This is a genomic window from Colwellia sp. 75C3 (genome assembly GCF_002836255.1).
In the GTDB taxonomy this organism is placed as follows: Bacteria; Pseudomonadota; Gammaproteobacteria; order Enterobacterales; family Alteromonadaceae; genus Colwellia.
This window is the reverse complement of record NZ_PJAU01000058.1, coordinates 19,658-35,145: the sequence shown is the minus strand read 5'-3', so window position 1 is coordinate 35,145 and position 15,488 is coordinate 19,658. Positions and strand designations below refer to the sequence as shown.

Genomic DNA, 15,488 nt, shown 5'->3' with positions numbered 1-15,488 from the left:
CTCATAATGAAATTTAGTGAATCTTGGTTACGTGAGTGGGTTAATCCTACACTTTCTTCTGAAGAATTAGCGCATCAAATAACAATGGCAGGCCTAGAGGTTGATGCTGTTGACCCTGTAGCTGGCGAGTTTAGCGGTGTTGTTATTGGTGAAGTGGTTGAATGTGGACCACATCCTGATGCTGATAAGTTGCAAGTAACAAAAATTAGTTTAGGCGATTACAGTTCAGCTACCGTTGAAAAAGGCGAGTTAGTTGATATCGTTTGTGGCGCTAAAAACTGTCGTTTAGGTTTAAAAGTAGCGGTTGCAACGGTAGGTGCGGTTCTACCTGGCGATTTTAAAATTAAAAAAGCTAAACTACGTGGCGTACCTTCTTTTGGTATGTTGTGTAGTGAATCTGAAATTGGTTTAGCCGATGATTCAGATGGCATTATGGAATTAGCGAGCGACGCGCCGTTAGGTCAATGTGTTCGTGAATATTTAGATTTAAACGACGTTACTATTGATGTTGATTTAACAGCTAACCGTGGTGATTGTCTAGGTCTTAAAGGTTTAGCACGTGAAGTTGGTGTATTAAACTCTTTAGAAGTGACTGAGCCAACTATTACGGCTGTAGCGCCAAGCATTGATGATGCGCTAGCTATCAATATTGAGGCGGTTGAAGCATGTCCTCGTTACTTAGGTCGTGTTATTAAGGGGATTAACCCTAATGCAACAACACCACTTTGGATGGTAGAAAAGCTTCGTCGTTGTGGCACTCGTTCAATAGACCCCGTTGTTGATGTAACTAACTACATCTTGCTTGAATTGGGTCATCCAATGCATGCTTTTGATTTAGCTAAACTAGACGGCGGCATCAATGTACGTTTCGCAAATAAAGACGAAAAGTTAACATTACTAGATGAAAACGAAGTAACGCTAAAAGAAGGTACTTTAGTTATTGCTGATGAGACAAAAGCATTAGCAATGGCCGGTATTTTTGGTGGACTTGAGTCGGGTGTTACCAATAGCACCACAGATATCTTTTTAGAAAGTGCATTTTTCGCGCCGTTAGCTATCTTAGGTAAAGCACGTCAATATGGCTTGCATACCGACTCTTCACATCGTTATGAACGTGGTATAGACCCAACGTTACAACATGATGCCATTGAACGTGCGACTGAACTGTTATTAACTATCGTTGGTGGTCAAGCAGGTCCAGTTGTTGAAGCTAAATCTGATGCTAACATTCCGCAAACCAAAGACGTTAGCTTACGTCGTAAAATGTTAGATAGTCGTATTGGTCATCATATTGAAGATGCACAAGTAAGCGAAATACTTACTCGTCTTGGTTTTACTGTTAATACAACAGGTGAAGGCGAAGATAAAGTATGGCAAGTAGTTGTTGCTGCTTACCGTTTTGATATTAAAATCGAAGTTGATTTAATTGAAGAAGTGGCGCGTATTTATGGCTATAACAATATTCCAAATATTTCGCCAAAAGCTACCTTGAAAATGTGTGAGAAAAAAGAAGCTAAGCTTTCTTTATCAAACCTAAAACAAGTGTTAGTAAATCGTGATTATCAAGAAGCGATAACTTACAGTTTTGTTGATCCGAAAGTACAAGCCTTATTGCACCCAGGACAAGAGGTGATGACGTTACCACACCCAATCTCTTCTGAAATGTCGGTAATGCGCTTAAGTTTATGGACCGGTTTGTTGCAGTCGATGGTTTATAATCAAAATCGTCAGCAAGGCCGAGTACGCTTATTTGAAACTGGCTTACGTTTTGTTCCAGATGAAAGCGCTGAGAACGGCGTTCGTCAACAAAACATGTTAGCGGGTGTTATCAACGGTCTTCGTGTTGATGAACACTGGAGCATGGAAAAAGCGGCAACTGATTTTTATGATATTAAAGGTGATGTCGAAGCGTTATTAGCATTGACTTGTGATGCTCATGGTTATGAGTTTTCAAAAGCTGAAGTTGATGCTTTACATCCAGGTCAAACGGCACAAATCACTAAAAATGGTGTTTATGTCGGTTGTGTTGGAACCTTACACCCTGAATTAGAAAGAAAATTAGGTCTAAATGGTCGAACATTAATTTTTGAGCTATTATTGTCTGAAGTCTTAGTGCAACAAATACCCGAAGCCAGCGACATATCTCGCTTTCCTGCCAATCGTCGTGACTTAGCTATCGTAGTGAAAGAGGACATTGATGCAAAAAAAGTGTTACAACTTATTGAAAAGGTTGGCGGAAATTATTTAATTGATCTAAACTTATTTGATGTATACCAAGGCCAAGGTATTGATGACGGTTTTAAAAGTCTCGCTATAGCCTTAGTATTACAAGATACAAATAAAACTCTTGAAGAAAAAGACATCACTGATGTTATCGATAGAGTAGTTGAAACCTTAAAAACAGAACTAAATGCATCACTGAGGGACTAAGCAATGGCGCTTACCAAAGCAGAAGTAGCAGAACATTTATTTGAAAAAGTTGGGCTGAGCAAGCGCGACGCAAAAGACATGGTTGAGATCTTTTTTGAAGAGATTCGCGAGACTTTAGAAAGTGGCGATCAAGTCAAACTTTCAGGTTTTGGTAATTTCGACCTGCGTCATAAAAGCCAACGTCCTGGACGTAACCCTAAAACAGGTGAAGATATTCCAATTTCTGCCCGTAAGGTTGTTACCTTTAGACCAGGTCAGAAACTGAAAAGCCGCGTTGAAGACGGAAATAGCGACTAACTATAGAGAATGTTAAACTCTCGATAGTAAACTGGACAATTTAATTGTTCAGTTGTAGCTCGTTCTTCTGTGGGTAATTTAGTACTTGCTTGAGAAAAATAATAAAACCCGCAGTAGCGAAAGCTAATGCGGGTTTTTTGTTTTAAAAAAGGCGAGTAAAACCCAGTTTATAATTATTTGTTGTCTTCGAAGGGAGCAGGGATGCTTCTTATTAGCAAATCAGCGGCTGAGCCCCAACCATCTACCAGTAACATTTTATCCGCAAGTACACCAAACCTATTAACCGTCACTCCCGTAGGCGGGAATTTATTCGCGCTTGTGTCTTATGGCATGGGTGCCACTTATGAAGATAATGCAGACGGTACAGGACGTACCTTATTAGATAATGCAGGAGCATATTATCCTGACGCATATTGTCCTGATTCATCACTTTTTAGTGACTGGATCCTCGATTAAGACACCACGAGGATGACGCCTGAGAACGCACGTTAATTTACATGCCTATGTAGTTAACTCAGGAGCTTGCTGTAACCGTCATCTTCGAAGTATCTGATCGAAGATTCATCACTTTTTAGTAACTGGATCCTCGATTAAGACACCACGAGGATGACGTCCCGGAACCATATGCGTAGACAGGTTTATATATTTACGCAGAGTGTGGGGGTATTAATCGTTAATCACTGTTAAGGTTAATGCGTTCGTTAGGAGTAAAATTAGCCTCTTTTGTTTTTACGCCAATCACGTTATCTATTTTTCTAATTAATGTCTTAGCTTCGTTAACAGAGATGCTTATCTGTGCACTTTCTACATTGGTATCGTTAAAAGCTAATTTATTTAACTTATCTGTTAGCTGACAGTCTTTTATATATGCTTGTTTATTTGATAGTACTGCATATTGATAAAGGTATTGGCTAGCCGCGAGGTAGTTATTTTTTTTAATACTGCTTAATAAATTTCTGCGCAGTAATCGTTGTTCACGTTTAGTAAACTTATTATATAAAGCAGATAAATGATGACGTTTAACAAAACCTAAATAGATAAGTATGAGTAATGATAAAAGCATGAAAAGAGTTATTATTGTTTCAACAGTGAATCTAGCGTCTTTTAAACCAATCAATGGGTTAATTTGTCCTAAAGCTCCCCCTGAAACGGTCCATGCTGATGATGGAATGAGCAAACGTTCCAGTGTGTTTGACTGGCTATTCCACCAGTAAATAACTTGTTCAGCAATTACATAACGTCCAGGCTTTTCGAAAATATAAGTAAAAGATTCAACACGTGTACCTATTAACGAACCACGGTTCGTTTTATCAAACACTTGTCCTGGTTTGTGATAAATACTTACCCCATCTGCAATACCCTTGGTAGCTACATCATTAACGAATAAGTTTATTGGCTTTATCATCATCGCCGGCGTATCACTGGCGGTAATTGTTATGGTTTGTGTAATAGCTTCACCGACAGCATAATCTCTGTCTTCATCGAACTGACCATCAATACTCAAGGTTACCTGAGGGGATACGATGAAATCTTCAATTCCTGCCAGTGCTTCAGGCAATTCGATAGTAAAGCTACTTTCTTGCGTACGAAGCACGCCGCTAACTACACCATCCTTTTCTGTGTTAATCGATACATCAACCTTGATAGGCGCAACGTGATAAACACCTGATGCAGTTGGGTATAAAGTTATTTCATGAGTTTGCATCGCCCACGTTTGACCATTGATGCGTTTGCTGCCATTGATGGTGGTGGTATTGTTTGCTTGCATCACGACATTTTTCAAAGTGAAATGCTGAACTTGGCTACCTGTAGCAAACCATCGGTCTGTTGATATTTCAATAGAAATAATAAGTGCTTGTCCGACTATATACTGTCTATTTTGGTTAACCTTTAAACTAATCGTTAACTTACCCTGAGACACTAAGTCTTCAATGTTTTTCGCCGCCAATGCCTTTGATATCAACGCTTGTTGACAAATAAGCAGTATGAAGGCCAGAAGAGGAATAAATTTTTTATTCATCATCAGCCCCCTTGTTATCTATTTTGGCATCACCTTTATCACTATTTATTTGTTGGGTATCTTTTTTAGTCTTAATCATTTGTTGCATATAAAACTTTTGTGATAAGAAATTTGCAGGATTCTTTTGTACTTGCCTTAACCACATTTCATTTAAGTTAGGGTCGAGTAGAAGTTGCTCAGCACTGAGCTGTTCAATTTCTTGTTCTTTGGGGGCTTCTTCTCGTTCAGCGCCATCACCTGTTTGTGGTTCATCGCCGAGCTCTTTTATTGACTCTCCTTCTTCTGCTTTTTGACTAGCAGATAAGCGGTTCACTTCATCAATAATTGCCTGAACTATTTTTATATTGGTTTGTGCAGCAAGGTTTTGTGGCTCAATAGTTAATAGCTGTTGATATAAATTACGCGCATTAATATATTCACGACCATGAGCAAAAGCATTAGCCTTGGCTATTTGACTATCAATATCGTTAAATTGACTATAAAGAGTGACCGCATTTTTATACTGCTCAGCTCCATAACTGCTATAAGCTTGCCACTGAGTATTTTTAAAGGTGTTGCTGGCTTGTTGGTAATGCCCAAAATTAAACAGTACCTGTCCTTGTTGATCACGGGTCAACCATAAATCAGAAAACAGCTGTGGTTTCAAATAGGCAAAAAGGCAACTTGCGATAACGAAAGTGGTAATTAACCATTTTTTCTTAAAATAGCGATTATTCAAGTATTGGCGTTGCTTGGATTGTGATGAAAAATCAAACCAATGTCTCTGTAGTAATTTTACCATTGCAGAGTCCATCCTTTTCTAAACCAGAATAAGAAAATTCCCGCGACAACAAAGACCATAGGGTAACCGGAATCATGCCATGGCCTACTATTGTCATCTACAATTACAAGGTTGTGCTTTATGTAGTTATTAACGCGCTTAACATCACTGTCGTCGTTGCTCATCAATATCAGACGACCGTTACTTTCATTAGTTAATGCTTTTAGTTGCTCAAGTTGTAATGGAATAATATCCGTTGATATGGTGTCAGGTTCTTGCGCTGATTGGGCTGATTTACCTATGCCCCAAATGAGTAACTGCGCTGATTTTTTATCAAAAAAGTCCTGAAAGGCACTTACCGTATTACTGGTCGCGCCATCGCCGACTAATAATACAGTACCGGGCACACTTGTTGTAGCCAGTAACTTATCAACTAAAGGCAGTATAGTTTCAGGTAACTTACCGGAAACAGGCATCACCTTTTCATCTAAAGCATCGAGAAAGTGGCGTATCATCTCTCTGTCATTAGTTATAGGCATGACTATATGAGCACTGCCAGCAAAGGCGACAAGCGCTGTTTTACTATCACCTCTGAGTTCGAGTAATTCGATGATTTTTTGTTTTGCGCGTAACAGTCTTGAAGGTTGGACGTCACCTTGTTCCATGGTTTGTGACACATCAAGTGCAATGATCAGTGCTGCATTATTCTCACTAAAAGGCGACGGTTGTTGTTGCCAGGTCGGACCCATTAGTACGATGCAAAGCGGAATAGCTAAGATGATTGACATCTTTTGTGGTGACAGCCAGTTGTTATTATTACCGTTCACCGTTAAAGATGACAAAATTTCGGCAGACATTAAAGATCGCCATTGCGCTAAATTATCATCGCGTAATGAAAATGCGCGAATGATGTAAACAATAATGATAAATGCCAGCAACCAATAAGGGCGTAAAAAATGAAAGTGTTGCATGCTAGCAAAAAATTGCGAGATATTATCAATCATGAAATACCTCCTGGGTTGCTTGAGCTTTGTACATGACGCAGCTGTTTTCGTAACTGTAAACGAATACGAATGTTGACAATAAACAATGCTAATAGATAAATACTGACAAATAATACGATAGGGTAGTGATGAATACTGACCCTGGGCCTAAAAGATAAAGAGTCAAATTGCTGTGGTTCAAGTTTATCAATCTCAGCGTAGACGTCTAACAACTCCTCACTGTTTAGCGCTTGAAAACTTTTACCTTTGGTAACGCTAGCCATTTCAGCTAATACCTCAAGATCCACTTTTTCTTCGCCTACGGCCGTTGGATCGCCAATCGCTATGGTATATATCTTAATATCATGGGCCGCAGCAACTTTTGCCGCTTCTACAGGGGGGACTTTAGATGCCGTATCATTGCCATCGGTTAATACAATCAAGACACGATTTTGAGTATCAGATTGTTCAAAAACACTGATAGCTAAGCCTATGGCATCACCAAAAGCAGTACTTTGACCTGCCATACCAATATCACTTTCGTTAAGTAAGGCTTGCCATGTAGTTATGTCATCAGTAAAAGGTGCTTGCAGATAAGGCGCATCACCAAAAAGGATCAATCCTAGTCTGTCGTGCTCGCGATTTTTAACAAAAGTATTGAGCACATGCTTAACAGCAATCAGGCGATTTACTTGTTCAGGTTTGGCTGTAGAACTGTTCGTCGTATTAGGTAGGGTAAAGTCTTCAACTGACATAGAGCCGGATAAATCTACGGCAATCATTAAATCTCGCGCAGATTTTTCTTGGTTAATAGGCGCACCAATCATTTCTGGTTTAGCGATAGCAGTGACGATACAAAGCCAGGAAAAAGCCACAATGAGGCGTTGAATATTATTACGATTGAGTAACACGGCGCCACTTTGTGGTTTTTCACCTGTTACATCAACAAGGCGAGCAAAGTAGGGCACTTTAATTGAAGATTTACGTTCTTTGTATGCTGGAGCAAAGAGCGTTACAAAAACGGGCACAACTAATAAGACAAATGCCCAGGGGTAAACAAATTCAATCATGTTTGTTTCCCTAAATCATGTTGCAAGCTTTCATCATTGAGCTGATGATATTGAATCCATAAAGTAATTTGTTGGCGAAGCTGTGTTAAGGCGTCATTGAATTTACTATCATTAAGGTCAAGTTGCGGGATATAAGCGAGTTTTGTCAATAATTTTTCAGTGGAAAGGGGAGCTGTTTGATGACTGAATTTTGTTTTAGTGCACTGTTCGTCTAACCATGTTGCCCATGCATTACCAGAGAGCTGAGTGATTTCATCTCGGCGAACCTTAACAAGTTCAGCACTTTCAGCTAAGCGATTATTGTTATTTACCTCGCAAGCTAACAGTGCCGTTTTACGAAGTAGTGCAGGTAACTGCCTGACATCGTTTTCATTTGAAAGAGAACATTGTGAGAGCCATGCTAAGGCTTCACGGCGATAAGCATTCGCTTGGTAAGTTTTCCAGAATAGATAACTTTTTTTGATCGTAAATATTATCAAAAAAATAAAAATTAACTGCCAAGCAATGGTTTGCGGCCAAAAACTGATTGTCTCGGGCGCTTTTGTTTCGACAATCGCTTCAAGTAAATAATTACCCCAAGGTTTTTCAAAACTCATATGTTTACTCCGCCTTTACCACTACCGGCGCGGTGACCAAGGGCTTTACGCAATTGTTGCTCAACAGGGGCAATAGTATCAATTTCAATTAACGGGATTCTATATTTTTTAGCCGCTTTTACATAACTTGCTAACTGTCGCGCTATTTCAGTTTCATACTTCTTTTGAACCTGTTTATTATCAGAAGAAAACTGAATTTGTTGTTTACCATCACTGACAATCATTTGTGACATTTTAGGCAAGGTTTGCTCTAAGGGATCAAAGATATGACAAGCAATAACTTCATTATGTTGTCTTAATTGCTTAATGAAATCGGTGCTTTTATCGTTAAAACCGTGACCATCGCCAATTAAAATGATTAAACCATTATGACTGGCGACTTTATTTAACGTCGCCAACATTTTGTTATAGGATTCGCTATCATTATTTTGCTGAGGGTCATTGTTATCGATGGATCTCTTTAAAGATAATTCATGGTTTTTCTTTAATACTTCAGACAGTAGATTGACAACATGTTGCTTGCCACGTTTTGCGGGAATAACTTTAGTTTTTTCATCATTATAAATCACCGCACCAATGCGGTCGCCACTGTCACTTATTTGCCATGCAATTAATGCAGAAAGTTCAGCTGCTATGACTGATTTCATTTTATTTGTGCTACCAAAAAACATCGTCATACGTTGGTCTATAGCTAAAAAAACATTGCGTTCACGTTCTTCTGTGAACACTTTAATATGTGGTTTTCCGGTTCTTTGCGTGACTTTCCAATCCATAGAGCGAATATCATCGCCGGGGCGATAATGACGTAGTTCTTCAAAGTTGAGTCCACGACCACGAAGTTTAGAAACATTCTTTCCACTTAAGGCACTATTCGCAGGCTGGTTTGGCGTAAACGAAAAGCCTTTAGCTAAGTATTTTAGCTTACGCAATTCATTTAAGTCAGCGTAAATAGCTGACGTGTCTTTAGATTTGTCTTGGGAGCTATCTTTAGAGCTATTTTTATTAGCCGATGTGTTGGTGCTCATATGAACTCCCTAGGCAACAGCTACCTGTTTAAGTATTTCATCTATCACCACGTCGGCAGTAATGCCATCAGCTAAAGCATCATAACTGAGCACTAAACGGTGACGAAGGACTGAATGGGCAACAGAGCGAACGTCCTCTGGGTCAACAAAATCTTTGCCGTTTAACCATGCTTGCGCGCGGGCACATTTATCAATGGCGATACTTGCTCGTGGGCTTGATCCGACCGTTAACCACTGCTGTAAGGGAGAGTCAGGATAGCGTTCGGGCTTTCTTGTGGCCATAATAATAGCAACGATGTAGTCAATAATGGCTTGGCTTGCATGAATATTATGAATTTCATCACGGGCGGTAAAAATGTGCTCAGGGCTAATGTTTTCTACGGTTTGTATACTTTTTTCTTCGCTGCGCACTAATTTTATTATGGCAGCTTCAGCGGCATCATCAGGATACTCTAGATTTATTTTCATAATAAATCTGTCCATTTGCGCTTCAGGTAAAGGGTAGGTACCTTCTTGTTCTATCGGGTTCTGTGTCGCTAAAACCATAAATAACTCAGGTAACTTGTAAGTTTTACCGGCAACTGTGATTTGTCTTTCTTCCATCGCTTCTAGCAGTGCAGCTTGAACTTTGGCGGGTGATCTATTGATTTCATCGGCAAGTAACAGGTTATTAAAAATAGGACCTTGCTGAAAAGTCAGTACAGGTTTGCCATTAACTTCTTGGTAAACCTCGGTACCCGTGACATCAGAGGGTAATAAATCAGGGGTGAATTGCACGCGACCTAAATCAACGGCAAGTGAACGTGCTAAGGTTTTAATTGAACGAGTTTTTGCTGTGCCGGGTAAGCCCTCCAATAGAATATTACCATTGATTAATAAAGCAATAAGCAGAGAGTCTACAACATGAGACTGACCAATAACCGATTGCTCAATTTGTGCTTTTAATAACTGCAGCTGCGCTAGCGCACTCGTTTTGTCACTCATCTGCTCATTCATCTAAAAATCCTTTCTCTATTGATTTTCAATTATCTATGGTAGTTAACGCTTTTATCTTACGAAGACGTTACTGATTTAACTGTTGTCTAAGCGCTTGAATTACATTGACCGGCACTAACGGTGCAAGTTGCGCTAAACATTGCTTAGCGACAGCACTTTTATGGCGTACTTGCATGTCACATAATGCGTATAAGTGTTGTGGGTTATTACTGATCTGAAATGCTTGATACAAGGCTTTATACGCTGCACTAGGTTTCTGTTGCTCTAAACTTAAACCGTAAACATAAAAGTAATGGCTGTTTTGTGGATCAAGTTGGGTAGCGGTAGCTAACGCTTGTGCTGCTTTAACTTTATCTTTAATCCTAATATAAGCGAGTCCCAAATTGTAGGGCAGGCTTGCATCGTCAGGATTCGCAGTTGCTCCTTGTTGCAAAACTTGAATACTTTGTTGGTTGTTGCCGGTTTGATAATACACTTGGCTTAAATTAAGGTAAATTTGTGCAAAGTTTTTTTCTATAGCTATCCCTTTCTCGAAGGCTTTAATTGCTTGATCATATTGTCCTTGATAGGCAGAAATAATGCCTAAATTGGAGTGCGAAAAACCACGATCACTATTAAATTGCTGACTTGTTATATATTCGTTGAGTGCCGGGGTTAATTGTTGGTGTTGCGGCGTTGATAAATTTGACCACAAGCTCGTTAAGGCAAAAGCAGCACTGGTTCTTACGATTAGTATTTTATCATTTAATAACGGTGATAATACTCGCCACTTTTCAGCGCCGGCCATGCTCTGTGCGCCTTCAATGGCACCTAATCGTATGTTCTCATCGGGATTTTTTACCGCTCGGGCAATAGCAATAAGTGTATTGGTGTTGGATACACTTGCCATTTTGGTTAATGCAGAAGCGCGGATAATGCCAGCATAACTGATGGTTTGAGAAATACGAGATAACTCAGAGGCAACACCTTCTAATTGTTGCTCATTTAATGCCAAGTTAATCGCTGAAAATACCGCGACAAAATCTTTTTCATCTTTAATAGTCGAGTCAGGATACCAAGCAGCAACCTTACTACTGCTCCATTGACTGTCTTTATCTTTATGGCAATTTAAACAGGTATCAGGCGTACCTAATTGTTTTGCTAGGTTAGGTGTAGGAATATGAAAGCCATGATCGCGCCGGGCGTCAATTTCCATATAGGTTGTTTCTGGCATATGACAATTAACACATTGTGCGCCAGTTGAATCTTCAGGGTGTTTGTGATGTTTGGTTGATGCGTAATTATCGCTTTGATGGCACTGTAAACAAAGCACTTCTATCGGAAGCTTTAATTCAGCGGTATGCGGGTTGTGACAATCACTACAAACTACGCCATTTTTGTACATTTTTGATTGCAGAAATGAGCCATAAACGAAGTTTTCGTTATAGACTTGTCCATCGGGGTGATAATTGGTGCTAGAAATTAAATCAAGTAAGTATCGCTCACCAAAAGCATTAGCTTCTACATGGTCGTTATTACTTATTTGAGTACGTCGGCTATGACATTGGGCACACACTAATACTTGTTGGCTATGATCAATACTTTCAGGCGTTAAGGTTTTTAAATTATCTTTTGATTGCCAATTCTGTACCGATTTTGATAAATCTCGACTAAAACCTTTACCACTCGAGGTAACCGTTTTATTTGTTGTTTCCGATTTTGATTTTTTTAGTGGTAGCGCTTGATCTGCCCAAGTTAAATGGTCACTGGCAGCACCGTGACAACTTTCACAAGCAACATTAATTTCACTAAAAGTAGTATTGTAGGTATTTGTTTTTACATCAAAGTTTTTATCTACATTAGTTGAATGACAATCAGCGCACATGTAATTCCAGTTCTGGCCAGTATTGGTCCAAAAGAACTCTTGACTATTTTTAGTCATCTCAGGGTAGAGGTTAAACCAGCGTTGTCCGCCATCTTCTTTGGTGCGCGAGTCCCAAGCAAACGGTATTAGTTGAACGCGACCGTCATCAAATTCAACCATGTATTGCTGCAGTGGCTCATAGCCAAAGGTATATTTAATTTGATAGTCGTGCAGCTTGCCATCATCACCTTTGATATTTACCCAAAATTGTTGAGCCTTTTTAAAGAAAGTACTTAACTGTTCCGGGCCGTTATCTTCATAAGCTAACGTGGCGTTATTAAAATCCCCTAAAACACTTTTGCTATCGGCGTGTTTCATCGACATTTCATGGTGGGACCCTTGCCAATCTTGATAAGCTTTTTCATGGCAGCCAATACACGCTTTAAAGCCGACAAAATCAGCAGCAATACTTTGTGATGAAAGAATAGGGCTGAGTATAAAAAATAGTAGCGCGAAGCTTAAATTTTTTGATAAATTCATCATGTTTTTATACCAATATAGTAAAATAATGTGTGTCATCTAATCTGTACTCATCACTAATCGATAACCAATATCAGGCATGCGAACATTATTGGTAGCCCCGTCTCGCATAAAGACCAAGTTCTCAGTGGCATTGAATTCATAACCACCGCCACGAATCACTTTCATGGCTTTTCGTTTAAGATTTTTTTTATCGCCAATAAAAGGATTATGACTCTCAATACGGCTATAGGCTTTTCGGCTCATATCATCTAAGCAAAATTCCCAGAGGTTACCTGTCATATCATAAAGACCAAGTTCGTTGGGCTGTTTAAGCCCTACAGGGTGACTTTTCTTATTGGCATTATCGGCAAACCAAGCGACATCATTGAGAGTGTTCGACCCACTGTACTTAAAGCCTTTAGATTTATTTCCACCTTTGGCGGCATAAGCCCATTGTGCTTCGGTAGGTAGGCTGAATTTTTTACCCGTAATACCATTTAAGCGCTCGATGAATAATTGCATATTAAACCAACTAACGTTATTAACCGGGCAATTACCGCATTGAAAGTAGCTATAATTCCAGCCCATGACTTGTTCAAAGATATCTTGGGTTAATTCATATTTGCTAATGTAAAAGCTATCGAGAGTAACAGGTCGAACGGGTTGTTCTCGTTTTCTGGCCAATGGAGAATCAGAGCCTAAAGAAAAACTACCTGCTTCTACCAATACCATGTTACTTAGTAGCTCATCTAACATGGGCTTAGGTAATGCTTTTGTTAACGATAAGTCTCTTTTCTTTTGGTTAACATTTTTAGATTCAGGCGCTGATGACTCTGTTAAAGAGGGTATTGTTTCTGCCTTGGATATCATATGTACAGATAACAAACTACAAGCAAGCGAGACTGAGAATAGGGTACGAAGGGATGTTACTGAAAAAGAGGATGTTTTAGCCATAACTATTATTGGTTCTTATTAATGAAGTAGATGATTAATTTTCTTACCTTATGGCACTTATTAAATAACGATAAGGTAAAAAAGTTAATGCTTAGGATTTATCTTAATAGTGAATAGAGCCAAGCGGCTCTATTCACTTACCAAAGACTTTAAAAAACAGTCATTGTTAGCTTATGGAACAAAGCTTCCCGGCTTTTGGCGCTGTGGAAAGTCTTTAAAGGTAGCTTTAAATTTGACTACTTCAGTTACCGCAGGGGCAATTAAGAACATGTGTTCGGCAAACCATTGCTGATATCCACCGCCGTCATGACCCATACGTTCTAGAGGATCCATTCTTAAGTTAAATATTCTAGGCGCCCTCAGTTCAGTCCACGGGTTTAACCAAACATCCAATCCATGGGCATGCTGTTCACGAAATACAAATTTGTAATCATTGTAACGTAAACCCACTACGTCCCCAGTATCAGAGCTATAAATAAACTCTTTACGTGGACCTTTTGTTTTGGTGTCTAAAAAGTGTGGTAAAAAGTTATAACCATCAAGATGCACTTTATATTTAGTACCGCCAATATTCGTACCTTTTTTTAGCTTGGTTTTTATTTTAGAATCGCCAACAGCGGCCATAATGGTCGGCATCCAATCTTGAAGACTAATGATTTCATTAGACACTTGATGTGGTTTGATTTTACCTGGCCATTTTACCATCATAGGAACACGGTAACCGCCTTCCCAGTTAGTGTTTTTCTCACCACGAAATTGTGTATAACCACCATCAGGCCATAACATTAATTCAGCACCATTATCTGTGGTATACATGACGATGGTATTATCAGTAATGCCAAGTTTATCAATTTTATCTAATAGTTGACCAACATGACCGTCATGTTCAACCATGCCGTCAGCATACAAACCTTGGCCACTAACACCAACAGATTCGGGTTTTAAACGGGTAAATATGTGCATGCGGGTGGTATTAAACCAGACAAAAAATGGTTTTTTAGCAGCATGAGCTTTATCGATGAATTTTAATGTTTTTGCTAAAACTTCTTCATCAATAGTTTCCATACGCTTTTTAGTTAATGGACCAGTATCTTCTGTTTTTCCATCGGCAAAAGAATGAATAACGCCACGTGGACCAAACTGTTTTTTAAAGGCTGCATTTTTAGGATAGTCGGCATGCTCAGGTTCTTCTTCAGCATTTAAATGATATAAATTACCAAAAAACTCATCAAAACCATGGTTAGTGGGTAAATGTTCATCTCCATCACCTAAATGGTTCTTACCAAATTGGCCAGTCATATAACCGTGTGGTTTAAGTAATTCGGCAATAGTAGGGTCTTTTTTATGTAGACCTTCTTTTGCACCCGGTAAGCCAACTTTAGTTAAACCAGTACGCATAGGGTGTTGGCCAGTAATAAAACCGGCACGACCTGCAGTACAACTTTGATCGCCATACGAATCAGTAAATAAAATACCTTCATTGGCAATGCGGTCAATGTTAGGCGTTTTATACCCCATCACGCCGCGGTTATAGGCGCTGATATTAAAGGTGCCAATATCATCGCCCCAGATAGCAAGAATATTTGGTTTTGAAGTGTCGGTAGTTGCTAACGCAGCACTTGATGCAGCAATTAGTCCCAAACCTAAAATCAGTTTTTTCAACTTATTTTGACTTACCATGGTTTTTCCTTATCACAATGGATGAGTATATTGCTCACGTTAAATGAGCGATATGCTAATTAGTATCATTATCAATATTACACGGTTATTTTGATAAATCTATTGTTAATGGAATATACTCATCAGTGTTTATTCTTGTGTTTGGTGTTGTGTTAGCCATTGTTTCTATTGTGATTTTTTAAATTTTAAGCAATAACCCATGAATACTGGACTTTTAGCACTTGGAAAAGCATATTGATTAACAAATATCATTTTTACTTAAACGACTACCTGCTTGGAAAGGATATCCATCAATAGTGCAGATAAACTTTT

Annotated in this window: 13 protein-coding genes; 3 read left to right on the top strand and 10 right to left on the bottom strand. The window is 39.1% G+C overall.

What is annotated here, in order from left to right; translation table 11 throughout:
- Positions 1 to 6 precede the first annotated feature (6 nt).
- The 3 genes from pheT to CXF85_RS17040 all read left to right on the top strand — a co-directional run bounded on the left by pheT (position 7) and on the right by CXF85_RS17040 (position 3,183).
- Complete coding sequence (gene pheT / locus CXF85_RS17050) at positions 7 to 2,430, top strand: phenylalanine--tRNA ligase subunit beta (RefSeq protein WP_101229845.1); 2,424 nt, start codon at positions 7 to 9, stop codon at positions 2,428 to 2,430.
- Positions 2,431 to 2,433: 3 nt separating this feature from the next.
- Positions 2,434 to 2,727, top strand: a complete 294-nt coding sequence (locus CXF85_RS17045; RefSeq protein WP_101229844.1) for an integration host factor subunit alpha — start codon at positions 2,434 to 2,436, stop codon at positions 2,725 to 2,727.
- A gap of 201 nt (positions 2,728 to 2,928) precedes the next feature.
- Positions 2,929 to 3,183 carry a hypothetical protein gene (locus CXF85_RS17040; RefSeq protein WP_101229843.1) on the top strand — a complete coding sequence of 85 codons (255 nt, stop codon included), beginning with the start codon at positions 2,929 to 2,931 and terminating at the stop codon, positions 3,181 to 3,183.
- Positions 3,184 to 3,400: 217 nt separating this feature from the next.
- Here CXF85_RS17040 and CXF85_RS17035 read toward each other — a convergent pair whose 3' ends face one another.
- The 10 genes from CXF85_RS17035 to CXF85_RS16985 all read right to left on the bottom strand — a co-directional run bounded on the left by CXF85_RS17035 (position 3,401) and on the right by CXF85_RS16985 (position 15,176).
- Entirely contained in the window at positions 3,401 to 4,750 is a 1,350-nt protein-coding gene (locus CXF85_RS17035) for a hypothetical protein (RefSeq protein ID WP_232771245.1), read from the bottom strand.
- Positions 4,740 to 5,528 (bottom strand): hypothetical protein, encoded by a 789-nt coding sequence (locus CXF85_RS17030; protein ID WP_101229841.1) that lies wholly within the window; start codon positions 5,526 to 5,528, stop codon positions 4,740 to 4,742. Before CXF85_RS17030 ends, CXF85_RS17035 begins: the two co-directional genes overlap by 11 nt.
- Complete coding sequence (locus CXF85_RS17025; RefSeq protein ID WP_101229840.1) at positions 5,522 to 6,511, bottom strand: VWA domain-containing protein; 990 nt, start codon at positions 6,509 to 6,511, stop codon at positions 5,522 to 5,524. The genes CXF85_RS17030 and CXF85_RS17025 overlap by 7 nt, the downstream gene beginning before the upstream one ends.
- Complete coding sequence (locus CXF85_RS17020; RefSeq protein ID WP_101229839.1) at positions 6,508 to 7,560, bottom strand: vWA domain-containing protein; 1,053 nt, start codon at positions 7,558 to 7,560, stop codon at positions 6,508 to 6,510. The genes CXF85_RS17025 and CXF85_RS17020 overlap by 4 nt, the downstream gene beginning before the upstream one ends.
- A complete protein-coding gene (locus CXF85_RS17015) occupies positions 7,557 to 8,156 on the bottom strand; it encodes a DUF4381 domain-containing protein (RefSeq protein ID WP_101229838.1) in 600 nt (199 codons plus the stop codon). Before CXF85_RS17015 ends, CXF85_RS17020 begins: the two co-directional genes overlap by 4 nt.
- On the bottom strand, positions 8,153 to 9,181 hold the full coding sequence (locus CXF85_RS17010) for a DUF58 domain-containing protein (protein WP_101229837.1): 1,029 nt from the start codon (positions 9,179 to 9,181) through the stop codon (positions 8,153 to 8,155). Before CXF85_RS17010 ends, CXF85_RS17015 begins: the two co-directional genes overlap by 4 nt.
- A gap of 9 nt (positions 9,182 to 9,190) precedes the next feature.
- The gene (locus CXF85_RS17005) at positions 9,191 to 10,177 is read right to left on the bottom strand and encodes an AAA family ATPase (protein WP_442871880.1); all 987 of its coding nucleotides are present in this window, start codon (positions 10,175 to 10,177) and stop codon (positions 9,191 to 9,193) included.
- Positions 10,178 to 10,244: 67 nt separating this feature from the next.
- Complete coding sequence (locus tag CXF85_RS17000; protein ID WP_232771244.1) at positions 10,245 to 12,563, bottom strand: tetratricopeptide repeat protein; 2,319 nt, start codon at positions 12,561 to 12,563, stop codon at positions 10,245 to 10,247.
- A gap of 36 nt (positions 12,564 to 12,599) precedes the next feature.
- Positions 12,600 to 13,496 carry a formylglycine-generating enzyme family protein gene (locus tag CXF85_RS16995; protein ID WP_198555678.1) on the bottom strand — a complete coding sequence of 299 codons (897 nt, stop codon included), beginning with the start codon at positions 13,494 to 13,496 and terminating at the stop codon, positions 12,600 to 12,602.
- Positions 13,497 to 13,667: 171 nt separating this feature from the next.
- A complete protein-coding gene (locus tag CXF85_RS16985; protein WP_101229833.1) occupies positions 13,668 to 15,176 on the bottom strand; it encodes an arylsulfatase in 1,509 nt (502 codons plus the stop codon).
- Between the last annotated feature and the right edge of the window lie 312 nt (positions 15,177 to 15,488).

Bases quoted from the DNA above. Each gene is read 5' to 3' on its own strand.
- pheT (WP_101229845.1), top strand. From the start codon at position 7: ATGAAATTTAGTGAATCTTGGTTACGTGAGTGGGTTAATCCTACACTT.
- CXF85_RS17045 (WP_101229844.1), top strand. From the start codon at position 2,434: ATGGCGCTTACCAAAGCAGAAGTAGCAGAACATTTATTTGAAAAAGTT.
- CXF85_RS17040 (WP_101229843.1), top strand. From the start codon at position 2,929: ATGCTTCTTATTAGCAAATCAGCGGCTGAGCCCCAACCATCTACCAGT.
- CXF85_RS17035 (WP_232771245.1), bottom strand. From the start codon at position 4,750: ATGATGAATAAAAAATTTATTCCTCTTCTGGCCTTCATACTGCTTATT.
- CXF85_RS17030 (WP_101229841.1), bottom strand. From the start codon at position 5,528: ATGGTAAAATTACTACAGAGACATTGGTTTGATTTTTCATCACAATCC.
- CXF85_RS17025 (WP_101229840.1), bottom strand. From the start codon at position 6,511: ATGATTGATAATATCTCGCAATTTTTTGCTAGCATGCAACACTTTCAT.
- CXF85_RS17020 (WP_101229839.1), bottom strand. From the start codon at position 7,560: ATGATTGAATTTGTTTACCCCTGGGCATTTGTCTTATTAGTTGTGCCC.
- CXF85_RS17015 (WP_101229838.1), bottom strand. From the start codon at position 8,156: ATGAGTTTTGAAAAACCTTGGGGTAATTATTTACTTGAAGCGATTGTC.
- CXF85_RS17010 (WP_101229837.1), bottom strand. From the start codon at position 9,181: ATGAGCACCAACACATCGGCTAATAAAAATAGCTCTAAAGATAGCTCC.
- CXF85_RS17005 (WP_442871880.1), bottom strand. From the start codon at position 10,177: ATGAATGAGCAGATGAGTGACAAAACGAGTGCGCTAGCGCAGCTGCAG.
- CXF85_RS17000 (WP_232771244.1), bottom strand. From the start codon at position 12,563: ATGATGAATTTATCAAAAAATTTAAGCTTCGCGCTACTATTTTTTATA.
- CXF85_RS16995 (WP_198555678.1), bottom strand. From the start codon at position 13,496: ATGGCTAAAACATCCTCTTTTTCAGTAACATCCCTTCGTACCCTATTC.
- CXF85_RS16985 (WP_101229833.1), bottom strand. From the start codon at position 15,176: ATGGTAAGTCAAAATAAGTTGAAAAAACTGATTTTAGGTTTGGGACTA.